Genomic DNA, 10,475 nt, shown 5'->3' on the forward strand with positions numbered 1-10,475 from the left:
GGAAGAGGGCGAGCGCCAGCATCGCGGCGGCTCAGGCGCCGGTGAGGCGCTGGCCCTGCGCGTCCAGCACGGGGGCGCCGTCCTCCTTGGCGAAGGCGCCCCGCTGGGGCGGCAGCAGATCGAGCACTGCCTCGGAGGGCCGGCACAGGCGCACCCCCTTCGGAGACACCACCAGGGGGCGGTTGAGGAGGATCGGGTGGGCCGCGATCGCGTCGAGGAGGGCGTCGTCGCCCAGGGCCGGATCGGCGAGGCCAAGCTCCGCGTAGGGCGTGCCTTTTTCGCGCAGGAGGGCCCGGATCGGGAGGCCGGCGCGTTGCGCGAGGTGGTGCAACATCCGGCGCGAAGGGGGGCTCGTCAGATATGCAACGACATGGGGTTCGAGCCCCGCGTTGCGGATCATCGCGAGGGTGTTGCGCGAGGTGCCGCAATCGGGGTTGTGGTAGATCACGACGTCGAACGGTTGGGCGGACGGCTCAGGCATGGGACGGCTCAAGCATGGGACGGGTCTCGGGTCGGAGGACAGCAGGCGGCCAGCGCCGCGACGGCGGGGGCGCAGACCTCCGGCCGGCCCTGGCAGCAATCGCGCATCAGGAACTGGATCAGGCCGGACAGGGCGGGATAGGCGGCGCTGTAGAGGATCGAGCGGCCCGCGCGCCGGGACCGGACCAGGCCCGCATGGCTCAGTTCCTTGAGGTGGAAGGACAGGTTGGTGCCCGACACCCCCACCGCGCCGGCGAGGCGGCCGGCCGCCATCCCGTCAGGGCCGGCGGTGACGAGGACCCGGACGATGCGCAGGCGGTTTTCCTGGCCGAGCGCCGCGAAGGCCGCGACCGCCCGGGCCTCGTCGATGGCCAGCACTCCATCGATGCCTTGCGGCGCGTCCGTCATTGGTTCAATAGTTCAGTCATCATTGAAACGTAGCGGAAGCCCACGCCTTGGACAAGCCCCGAGACCCCTTCACCAACGAAGCCCCCGTCAGCGACCGAGCCCCCTTCACCGACGGCCTGCCGAGCCTCAGCGCGGCCCATTTCGCGGTGCCGACCGTCGCGGCGCTGGCGCCGCCCCGGGCCTTCGCGCACGCCCCGCGCTTCCTCGTCCTGTACGGGTCCCTGCGGGCGCGCTCGTTCAGCCGGTTCCTCGCCGAGGAGGCGGCCCGGCTGCTGGAGGCGATGGGCGGCGAGGTCCGCCTCTACGACGCGCACGGCCTGCCGCTGCCCGACGACGCCCCGGCGGACCACCCGAAGGTGCGGGAACTGCGCGCGCTCTCGCTCTGGTCGGAGGGGCAGGTCTGGGTCTCGCCGGAGCGGCACGGCACCCTGACCGGCGTGATGAAGAGCCAGATCGACTGGCTGCCCTTGAGCGAGGGCTCGGTGCGCCCGACGCAGGGGCGCACGCTCGCGGTCATGCAGGTCTCGGGGGGCTCGCAGAGCTTCAACGCCGTCAACGCCCTGCGCATCCTCGGCCGCTGGATGCGGATGATCACCATCCCCAACCAGTCCTCGGTGCCGATGGCCTACCAGGAGTTCGACGCGGCCGGCCGGATGAAGCCGGGCCCCCTCTACGACCGGGTCGTCGACGTCTGCGAGGAATTGTTCCGGTTCACCCTCCTGACCCGCGAGCGGGCCGACCTGCTGGTCGACCGCTACAGCGAGCGCAAGGCGAGCGACCCGGACCGCCTCAAGGCCGTGGCGGCGGATATCGGTTTCGTGGCGCGGTAGGTGCTGAACGCCAAGTCGACCGCCGCCAGGAACGCCGTCAGTTCGACCGACGCAGGACCTTATCCGCTGCCGGCGCATCCGGCCGCGCCGCCATCGGGTCGATGACGCTCAAGCCGCCGAAGGCCGCCACGACGGTGAGCAACGCGGGAGTCGCGAGCCTCGCATGGTCCTCTCCTCACAAGCCCGGTTCGCCCTGCCTCGAGAAACGGCATCGTGCCCACGGCGATTGCAATTTTCCCCTCAATCGGTAAACTGGTATTTGATATACCAGTTTGATCGGTATGAATTTCAGCGTTCGCCTGGAAAACGGGCGTTCCGAGGAAGCGAAGGGGCAACAGAATGTCCGACGCCGCTGGTCCTGATCGTCAGGCCGGACGCCTGTTCGGTATCCGTCTGTTTCGGCCGATCCTCGCGGGCGCGACGCTTCGCGAGCGGTTGATCGCCTGCCTTGGCGCGCTGATCGGCATCGCGTTGACCGGGCTCGTCAGTGGTTGGATCGTGGGGGAAGGCCCGCACATTCCCCTGATCGTCGCCCCGATGGGGGCATCGGCGGTGCTGCTCTTCGCGGTCCCCGCCAGCCCGCTCGCGCAGCCCTGGTCGATCATCGGGGGCAATACGCTCTCGGCACTGATGGGCGTGACGGCGGCCCACTTCATCTCCAACCCGGTGCTCGCCATCGGGGTTGGCGTCTCGCTCGCCATCGCGGTGATGTCGTTCACGCGCTGCCTGCATCCGCCGGGTGGGGCGGCCGCCCTGACGGCGCTGATCGGCGGCCCCGCGATCGCGTCGTCCGGCTTCCTGTTTCCGTTCGTGCCCGTTTGCCTGAACTCCATCATCCTCGTCGGCCTCGGGATCGCCTTCCATCGGATCTCGCGCCGGAACTACCCTCACGTTCCGCCGGCGATGCCCGCCAATGTCCATGGGACGGCGGACCTGCCCGCGCCGGTCCGTGTCGGCTTCCACGCCAGGGACGTCGACGCGGCGCTCCTGAGCCTGAACGAAACCCTCGATATCGACCGGACGGACCTCGATCGCTTGCTGCGCGAGGTCGAAAGCCAAGCCCTCGCGCGGGCGCACGGGGCCTTGGATTGCGGTTCGGTCATGTCGCGCGACGTGGTCACGATCGGGCTGCACGAGCCCCTCGCGCGCGCGCGCGAATTGCTGCTCGGGCACAACATCCGGACGCTGCCGGTGGTGGACGAACGGGGCCTGCTCGCCGGTACGTTGGGCCTGCGCGAGCTGGCATTGCACGGCGATGGACGGATCGAACAGGTGATGTCCAAAGCCCGGACGGCCGCACCGGACGAGCCGGCGGTCACCTTGGTCGAGCCCCTGACCAACGGCCACACCCATGCCGTCGTGGTCACGGCCGAGGATCGGAGCATCCTCGGGATCATCACGCAGACCGACCTGCTCGCGGTCCTGACGCGTCTGGTCTCGGCGAAGGACTTCGAACTCACCGGCGCCTAGGCACCGGGCGCCGCGTGCTCCGGATCACCGGCGCGCCGACGCCGAAGCCCCGTGGCCTCGGGGGATCGGCCGATCCCGCGGCGTCCCTACAGGGCGCGAAGACGCAGATTCATCCGCCGTCCGGCTCGTGGCTCGGTTGTTGCAGGGGATCGACCTCCCCTCGCACCGCTACACCCACGGGTTCGGGCCGATGCAAGACGCGCCACTTCTGCTCAACCTCCTCTACGCGATGCTGATGGTGTCGAGCATGATGCTCACCTGGCAGGTCCATCGGCTCCTGGGTCGCGGCCCGGCGCGGAGCGAATTGCCGCCAAGCCGATAACCTGCGGTGTTCGGCGTTTCCTTCCTTTCACCAATCGGATTCGTGCGGATAGGATCGGCTTCACCGAACCGGATCCCTGCGGACGCGCAGGGTTGGCTGGCGGGAGGAGCGAAGTGGGTCACCCTTTCACGGGATCCGAGTCGAACCGGCCGCCGGTCGGGCCCGAATCGACCGAGGCGCGCGCGGACACTCCGCCACCCTGCCTCACGCATGACCCGGGGCCGGATCATCGGCCCCCTCTTGCGGCCGATCCCGATTGGCCGGCCGTCAGGCTGTGGCGCAAGGAGACCCGGGCCCGCCTCATCGAGCAGCGATGCCTCATTTCCTCCGGAGATCGGGCGGCCTGGAGCGCCGGGATCACCGAACGACTGAACAGGCTGCTGTCGTCGCACGCAAAACCCCTCATCGGCTTCTACTGGCCGTTCCGCGGCGAGTACGATGCGCGCGCAATCCTGGCCGGCCTGCGAGATCGGGGCGTCCGGCTGGCGCTCCCGGTCGTCGTGGCCAAGGCGGAGCCCCTGCAATTTCGGGCGTGGTGGCCGGGCGTCGCCATGACGCGAGGCGTCTGGGACATCCCCATTCCGGCCGTGGGCGATCCGGTCAGTCCCGACATCCTCCTCGCGCCGCTGGTCGGCTTCGACTCCGGACACTATCGGCTTGGCTATGGCGGAGGTTTCTACGATCGAACCGTGGCCGCCCTGCCGATCAAGCCGCTCTGCATCGGCGTCGGTTTCGCGCTCTCGCGGCTCGCGAGCATTCGCCCGCAGGCGCATGACGTGCCGATGGACGTCGTGATCACCGAGACGGACGGCCCGGAACATCCATGATGCCCGGGTCGGACATGTCCACGTTCGATCGCGTCCAGACCCGATCGTAGGAAGGCTTTCCGGTCTCACCGAGCCGATCCGGCGCGGCGGCCGGTGACAACGGGCGACGCCGTACTGTCAGCCAGGGATCCTCGCAGTTGACGCAGGCAGGGCGCCCGTGTCGTTGAGGCTCGGCCGCCGTCACGGGGCGATCGAACCAGGGTATCCGCATGCGTCGCCTCACCACGATCGTCCTGGTGGCCGCGATGGCGGGCAGCGGGTCCGCCTGGGCGCAGAGATCGCCGGTCCCCGACCCCGAGCTCGCCGCCTCGCAAGCGATCACGAGCAAGCTCAACGCCTACGTCGCCTTGGCGAATCAAACGCTCAGGGCGTCCGAATCGCTGGCGCGCTACGAGAGCTGGGCGAACATGAAGACCGGCCCGACAGGGCGCGAAAGCATCGTCTACGGGCTCTACGCGCTCTATGACGTTCGCGGGGAGATCGAGAAGGCCCGGGCCGCCACGGCGATGCCCCCGGCTTTGCCTGCGCTCGACGCCGAAATTCCGGCCTACATCGGCGCCTACGAAGCGCTGGCACCCCTGATCACCAAGGCCAACGGCTATTACGAGCGGCAGGACTACAAGGTCGACAGGATGGCGGAGGGCAAGATGCTGCACGCGGCGCTCGTTCCCGCCGCGAAAGCTTTCCTGGACGAACGTGCCAAGGTCGACGCGCTGCTGAGGATCGAGAAGGACAAGGCCGACGCGGCCGAACTGGCGTTCATCGAGGCGCGGGAGGGCCGCAAGGTGCGCTGGCAGGTCAGCAACGTGATGATCCGCGCCCGGCAGGTCGTCGACCGTCTCCCCAGTGAGAAGAAGCCGGTCGTCGATCTCGCTGCCTTCGACGGCGCCCTCGGCGGTTTCGCGATGGGCGTCAAGGCGCTGGACGATTACAGCGCCGCCAATCCCGGTCTGTTCTCGGCCTTCGAGGGCCGGCCCCGGGCGTTCCTCGGCAAGCTGCGGGAATTTCGCGAGAAGCTCGGCACGTCGAAGGGCGACGCACGGGGCCCTGCCGGACGCGACCTGATCTGGATCGTGAACGACTACAACACGATGATCTCGACCTCGCAGATGGCGACCCGCTTCCCCCGCTGACGTCTCGGCGTCGGCGTGGGGGTCATCGCCCGGTGCTCGAGCCCGGACGCAACCGCGATGGCGGGACCCGCATCGGAAGCGTTGTCACTGGTTAGCAAGTGTCGGCGGCGCGATGGATTTGCTTTGTGACGTTGAATTCGAATTTCGAGCTGAGATTAACCTAAGTCAATCATCGGGCGAAAAGCCCTTTCCAAAGGCATTTGCCGGGACATTGTTGCCTTCCAGATGGCTTTCAGCGTCACCGAACGCGCTGACAAGCTTCGTCGAAATCCCGACCGTCGCGCCTTCGGTTTGATTTCGCACCGGATCAATCGCCGGTTCCGTCGGGTTGCTCAGGATATCCTATTCATCACGAGTGTTCGATGACGATCTACAATCCTGTTGCGCAGAATGACCGGAACGATACTGACAACCTCCTCCGTGTCGTCTTGAAGAATATCCCGGCAGCCCGCCGCGTCGCCGAGACCCACCGCGTCGGCGCGCGCGACACCGTGCGGCTGCGCGCGGCGTCCTGAGCCATCCCGACCCTGCCGATTCCGACCCGCCGCGCGGCCGATCTGCGCGGCGGGACCGACGGCCTTCGTCCATCACGGGCCCTTTCCTCATGCTGCATCTCCATTTCGGCACCGGCCGGCTCGGCCTCGGCCTCGTCGTGCCGGCCTTCCGGTCGGACGCGACGCAGACGGTCCTGCTCAACCGGGCGGTGTCGGGGGCGAACGCCACGGGCGGCACCGCGCTCGGCGCCGCGCGCCGCAACGCGCTGCTGGCCGGCCAACCGGACCGGACCTACCGCCTGCGCATGGTCGACGCCTCGGGCGAGCGCGACGAGACCATCCCGTATGCGGGCTTCCACACCTATGAATCCGACGATGTGCGCCCGATCGTGCGGGAGATCGCGCTCGGCTCGGTGGCGAAACGCCGGGGCGTCATGGTCACGGCCTCCGTGCTGAAGGTCGAGAATTACGGGCCCGTGGTGGAGGCCCTCAACACCCTCTCGCAGATGAAGGAGGCCGGCGAGCCGATCGGCCCGATCTTCCTGGTGGCCTGCGAGAACACGGTCTCGGCCGAGGAGGTCCTGCACGGGCCGGCCTTCGCGGCGGCCGTGATGCCCTCCACCCTGCGGCAGGTGGCGCCGGTGGCGGCCCTCGTCGACCGGATGTGCGTCGAACTGGAGGAGGACACCGACGGGCCCCACCCGATGGTGCGCGTCCACACCGAGCCCTATGCCTCCCTGAAGCTCGAACTCACGCCGGGCACCGAGATCCTGCAAACGCTCTGCGGCACGAGCGGGATCAGCTTCAGCCGCCACCTCGACGTCGAGAAGCAGATCAAGGGCTGGCTCCTCAACGGCTGCCACTGGCTGATCGCCCTGGAAGCCTTCCAGGTGAGCCGGGGCGACCGGGGCATGAAGCTCAACGAGTTCATCGGCGCCTCGCCCGAGCATCGCCGCCACGCCATCGCGGTGATGGACGAGATGCGCGAGGGCGTGGCCCTGCTGCTCCGGGGCGACCCGGACTATGCCGCCTTCGTCGCCGAGGTCGACGTCGACGAATACCTGGCCGGGGCCGCCACCGCGATCCTGCGGCGCTTCTTCTCGACGGAGGATCCGATCACCCGGATCCTGGCCCGGTTCCAGGCGCCCAAGCACGGCGACACCGCCCCGATCGAGGCCTTCAGCCGCCGCTTCGCCGACCGGATCAACGGGCCGATCGGCGCCTACGAAGCCGAGAAGGGCGTCGTCCCCCCCGCCACCGGGCGCGGGCTCCTCAGCCTGCTGCGCCTCGTCGAATCCGGCACCTTCATCGATGCCGGGGGCGCGGCGGACCACCATGCGCGCTGACGCGGTCGCCGGCCCCGTGCCCGCCGGGGCTCACGGTGCGGACCGATCGGAGCGGACGGGGTTCAGCCCCTTCCTGATCTTCGTGGTCGGCGTCGGGGCCATGGCGGGCTTCCTCTACGGCTACGACACCGGAATCATCTCCGGCGCCCTGCTGTCGATCCGCGACGAGTTCGGCCTCGACCACGGCATGCAGGAGATCACGGCGGCCTCGATCCTGGTCGGCGCCATCGGGGGCTCCGTGGCGGGCGGCTTCCTCACGGAGCGGATCGGCCGGCGACGGACGGTGACGATCCTGGCCGTCGTCTACGTCGTCGGGGCGCTGGCCTCCAGCCTCGCGCCGAGTGCCGCCCTCCTCATCGCCGCCCGGATCGTGCTGGGGCTCGCCGTCGGCGCCTCCTCGCAGGCGGTGCCCGTCTACGTGGCCGAACTGGCGCCCGCGGACCGGCGGGGACGCTGCGTGACCATGTTCAACGTGGCGATCGGGCTCGGCATCCTGGCGGCCAACCTCATCGCCTCCGAGTTCCGCGAGGTCCTGTCCTGGCGCTGGATGATCGGCGCGGCGGCCCTGCCCGCCGCCACCCTGTGCGCCTGCACCTTCCTCCTGCCCGAGAGTCCGCGCTGGCTCGTGGGGCGCGGCGACGTCGCGGGCGCGCGGGCGCAACTCGCCCGGGTCCGGCCGGAGGGGACGGATCTCGGCCACGAGATCGGCGAGATCGAGCGGGTGGTCGAGGGCGAGCGTTCCGCGCTCCTGCGGGGCTGGCGCGGCCTCGGCCAGGCCTGGCTGCGCCCGGCCGTGGTCGCTGCCCTCGGCATCGCCGCCTTCACGCAGCTCACCGGCATCGAGATGATGATCTACTACGCCCCGACCCTGCTGACGGGGGTCGGCGTCGACCACGCCACCGCCCTGCGCTCGACCCTGTGGCTCGGCCTCGTCTACGCCGTGATGACGGCGATCGGCCTCGCCATCGTCGACCGGGTCGGGCGCCGCAACCTCTCCCTCTGGATGCTGCCCGGCGCCGCGCTCAGCCTGTTCCTGCTCGGAATCCTGCTGAGCTTCGGTTTCGCGGGGGGAGAGCGCGCCTGGCCGGTCCTGGCCTGCCTCCTGGCCTTCATGTTCTTCAACGCCGGCGGCATCCAGGTGGTCGGCTGGCTCAGCGGCTCGGAGATGTACCCCCTCTCGGTGCGGGCGGCGGGCACCAGCGCCCAGGCCACCATGGTCTGGGGCTCGAACCTGGTGGTGACGGCCTCCGCCCTCAGCCTCGTCCAGGCCCTCGGCACGGGGGGCGTGATGCTGCTCTACGGCGGCCTCAACGTGCTCGCCTTCCTGTTCGTGCTGCGCTTCGTGCCGGAGACCGCCGGCCGCAGCCTCGAGGAGATCGAGGCCTCCCTGCGCGACGGTTCGTTCCGCCCCGGAAACACGAGCTCCGGAACCGCGAAATCCTGAATCCGACCCCTCACGCGTCCTCGAAGGAGCCACGCCGGTGCCCCCAGCCATGACCTCCCCTTCCGCCACCCCGACCCTGATCTTCGATTGCGACGGGGTGCTGATCGACAGCGAGATCCTGGTCTGCGGGCTCGTCGCCGAGGAACTCACGGCGCACGGCTATCCGATCTCGGTCCCGGACGTGATCGCCCGGTTCGCCGGGCGTCCCGAACCCGAGATGATCGCCGAGATCGAGCGGGATCGCGGCGGGCGGCCCCTGCCCGAGCGCTTCCTGTCCTGCGTGCGCTCGCGGATCACGCAGGCCTACGCGACCGACCTGCGGCCGGTTCCGGGGGTGGCGGAGGTGCTGGGCCGCGTGCGGGCGCCGGTCTGCGTCGCCTCCAGCAGCACGCCGGCCAAGCTCCGGCTCGGGCTCGAGACCACGGGCCTGCTGCGGCATTTCTCCGGGAACGTCGTCAGCGCCGCCGCCGTCGCGCGGGGCAAGCCGGCCCCGGACGTGTTCCTCTACGCGGTGGGCTGGATGCGGGCGGACATCCGCGACTGCGTGGTGATCGAGGACAGCGTGCCGGGCGTCACCGCCGCCCGGGCGGCGGGCCTTCGCACCTTCGGGTTCACGGGCGGCGGCCACTGCGCCCCCGACCTCGCCGAACGCCTCGTCGCGGCGGGCGCCGAGCGCGTGATCGGTCGGATGGACGCCCTCCTCGAGGTTCTGCCCGAAGCCTTTGCGGAGCGGATCGCCGCCTGATCTCCCAGCGTGTCAGGCGAGCGCCGGGGTGGCGCGGCGGGAGGCGGCGTATTCCCGCAGCAGCGCCAGCGAGAAGCCGATCAGGCCGAGGCAGTCGCAGGTCAGGCCGCAGACCGAGCCGACGATCAGGTTGTGGCTCGCCCAGCACAGGGTCGACCCCATCAGGAGCCCGCGCATAACCTGCGGCGAGGCCTGCAGGCGGGCGGTGGTGGAGATCAGGGTCCCGATGCCGGCGAAGGCCGAGGGCCAGCCGTTCCAGGTCGAGAGGGTCAGCCCCGCCGCGAGCAGGAAGGTCAGGGCGAAGGCGGCGCCGAGCCAGGGCGGGCAGCCCCGCGCGGTGACGTAGCGCGCCGCGAGCAGGCACTGCGCCACGCCGATGAGGTTCATCGCCATGCCGGTGGTGGAGCCGAGCCGCAGGAAGTGGATGGCAAAGCAGACGCTGCAGACCGCCGAACTCATGAGGATCAGGCGGCGGTTGGGCATCAGGCCGGTCGCCAGCCCGCAGGCGAGGCCGAGCAGGCCGAACAGGTCGAGGCTTCCCAAGGCCCCGTGCAGGAGCACGAGCCAGGATTCCGGGATCGTCATGAAGAGCGTCTCGCCAGCGCCAGGGATGGCGCTGGCGCGTCATCGCCCCGCGCCGTGCTCAGAGTAGGGAGATTTCGAGGCTCGTTGCGGCGCGACAGGGGCGCTCCGATGGCACGGAATGAACCCCCGTCGGACCGTTTTGGGATCGTGGACGGCCTGCCGCATCCTGAGGCGGTAGGCCCTCCGTCTTTGCCGGACGTCCCGGGCTCTCAGCCCGCCATCGCGCGCATCTCGGCGACGCCGTCGTGGAGCACGTAACCGCGACCCCAGACGGTCTCGATGTAGTTCTTTCCGGAGGAGGCGTTGGCGAGCTTCTTGCGCAGCTTGCAGATGAACACGTCGATGATCTTGAGCTCGGGCTCGTCCATGCCGCCGTAGAGATGGTTGAGGA

At 69.7% G+C, this 10,475-nt stretch carries 13 protein-coding genes; 9 read left to right on the plus strand and 4 right to left on the minus strand.

From position 1 onward, the window contains the following. Positions 1-31: 31 nt before the first annotated feature. Together arsC and JWQ05_RS15100 are read right to left on the minus strand one after the other, a co-directional pair. On the minus strand, positions 32-481 hold the full coding sequence (gene arsC, locus JWQ05_RS15095) for an arsenate reductase (glutaredoxin) (protein ID WP_299659846.1): 450 nt from the start codon (positions 479-481) through the stop codon (positions 32-34). A gap of 8 nt (positions 482-489) precedes the next feature. Further along, positions 490-888: a metalloregulator ArsR/SmtB family transcription factor gene (locus JWQ05_RS15100; RefSeq protein ID WP_299659847.1), complete on the minus strand. Its 399-nt coding sequence runs from the start codon at positions 886-888 to the stop codon at positions 490-492. 47 nt (positions 889-935) lie between these two features. On the opposite strand from JWQ05_RS15100, the gene arsH reads away from it, so the two are divergent. From arsH to JWQ05_RS15145, 9 genes are all read left to right on the plus strand, one after another. After that, positions 936-1,718 carry an arsenical resistance protein ArsH gene (arsH, locus tag JWQ05_RS15105; RefSeq protein WP_299659849.1) on the plus strand — a complete coding sequence of 261 codons (783 nt, stop codon included), beginning with the start codon at positions 936-938 and terminating at the stop codon, positions 1,716-1,718. A 339-nt stretch (positions 1,719-2,057) separates the two neighbouring features. Next, the gene (locus JWQ05_RS15110) at positions 2,058-3,188 is read left to right on the plus strand and encodes an HPP family protein (protein ID WP_299659851.1); all 1,131 of its coding nucleotides are present in this window, start codon (positions 2,058-2,060) and stop codon (positions 3,186-3,188) included. A 127-nt stretch (positions 3,189-3,315) separates the two neighbouring features. Next, on the plus strand, positions 3,316-3,510 hold the full coding sequence (locus JWQ05_RS15115) for a hypothetical protein (RefSeq protein WP_299659853.1): 195 nt from the start codon (positions 3,316-3,318) through the stop codon (positions 3,508-3,510). Positions 3,511-3,602: 92 nt separating this feature from the next. Then, the gene (locus tag JWQ05_RS15120; RefSeq protein WP_299659855.1) at positions 3,603-4,337 is read left to right on the plus strand and encodes a 5-formyltetrahydrofolate cyclo-ligase; all 735 of its coding nucleotides are present in this window, start codon (positions 3,603-3,605) and stop codon (positions 4,335-4,337) included. Positions 4,338-4,546: 209 nt separating this feature from the next. Further along, complete coding sequence (locus tag JWQ05_RS15125; RefSeq protein ID WP_299659857.1) at positions 4,547-5,470, plus strand: YiiG family protein; 924 nt, start codon at positions 4,547-4,549, stop codon at positions 5,468-5,470. Positions 5,471-5,832: 362 nt separating this feature from the next. After that, complete coding sequence (locus tag JWQ05_RS15130) at positions 5,833-5,985, plus strand: hypothetical protein (protein ID WP_299659859.1); 153 nt, start codon at positions 5,833-5,835, stop codon at positions 5,983-5,985. A gap of 89 nt (positions 5,986-6,074) precedes the next feature. Then, positions 6,075-7,310, plus strand: a complete 1,236-nt coding sequence (locus tag JWQ05_RS15135; RefSeq protein WP_299659861.1) for a hypothetical protein — start codon at positions 6,075-6,077, stop codon at positions 7,308-7,310. After that, positions 7,300-8,754 carry a sugar porter family MFS transporter gene (locus tag JWQ05_RS15140; protein ID WP_299659863.1) on the plus strand — a complete coding sequence of 485 codons (1,455 nt, stop codon included), beginning with the start codon at positions 7,300-7,302 and terminating at the stop codon, positions 8,752-8,754. Before JWQ05_RS15135 ends, JWQ05_RS15140 begins: the two co-directional genes overlap by 11 nt. A 49-nt stretch (positions 8,755-8,803) precedes the next feature. Next, positions 8,804-9,499 carry an HAD-IA family hydrolase gene (locus tag JWQ05_RS15145; protein ID WP_299659865.1) on the plus strand — a complete coding sequence of 232 codons (696 nt, stop codon included), beginning with the start codon at positions 8,804-8,806 and terminating at the stop codon, positions 9,497-9,499. A 12-nt stretch (positions 9,500-9,511) separates the two neighbouring features. Here JWQ05_RS15145 and JWQ05_RS15150 read toward each other — a convergent pair whose 3' ends face one another. Continuing rightward, complete coding sequence (locus tag JWQ05_RS15150; RefSeq protein ID WP_299659867.1) at positions 9,512-10,084, minus strand: YgjV family protein; 573 nt, start codon at positions 10,082-10,084, stop codon at positions 9,512-9,514. Between the two features lie 209 nt (positions 10,085-10,293). After that, positions 10,294-10,475 (minus strand): helix-turn-helix domain-containing protein (locus tag JWQ05_RS15155; protein WP_299659870.1); only part of this gene is annotated, 182 nt, incomplete at its 5' end.

It is taken from the genome of Methylobacterium sp. (genome assembly GCF_028290105.1).
Lineage (GTDB): Bacteria > Pseudomonadota > Alphaproteobacteria > Rhizobiales > Beijerinckiaceae > Methylobacterium.

Excerpts from the sequence above, each read along its gene's own strand:
- arsC (WP_299659846.1), bottom strand. The coding sequence starts at position 481 with ATGCCTGAGCCGTCCGCCCAACCGTTCGACGTCGTGATCTACCACAAC.
- JWQ05_RS15140 (WP_299659863.1), top strand. The coding sequence starts at position 7,300 with ATGCGCGCTGACGCGGTCGCCGGCCCCGTGCCCGCCGGGGCTCACGGT.
- JWQ05_RS15130 (WP_299659859.1), top strand. The coding sequence starts at position 5,833 with ATGACGATCTACAATCCTGTTGCGCAGAATGACCGGAACGATACTGAC.
- JWQ05_RS15150 (WP_299659867.1), bottom strand. The coding sequence starts at position 10,084 with ATGACGATCCCGGAATCCTGGCTCGTGCTCCTGCACGGGGCCTTGGGA.
- JWQ05_RS15135 (WP_299659861.1), top strand. The coding sequence starts at position 6,075 with ATGCTGCATCTCCATTTCGGCACCGGCCGGCTCGGCCTCGGCCTCGTC.
- JWQ05_RS15125 (WP_299659857.1), top strand. The coding sequence starts at position 4,547 with ATGCGTCGCCTCACCACGATCGTCCTGGTGGCCGCGATGGCGGGCAGC.
- JWQ05_RS15145 (WP_299659865.1), top strand. The coding sequence starts at position 8,804 with ATGACCTCCCCTTCCGCCACCCCGACCCTGATCTTCGATTGCGACGGG.
- JWQ05_RS15100 (WP_299659847.1), bottom strand. The coding sequence starts at position 888 with ATGACGGACGCGCCGCAAGGCATCGATGGAGTGCTGGCCATCGACGAG.
- JWQ05_RS15110 (WP_299659851.1), top strand. The coding sequence starts at position 2,058 with ATGTCCGACGCCGCTGGTCCTGATCGTCAGGCCGGACGCCTGTTCGGT.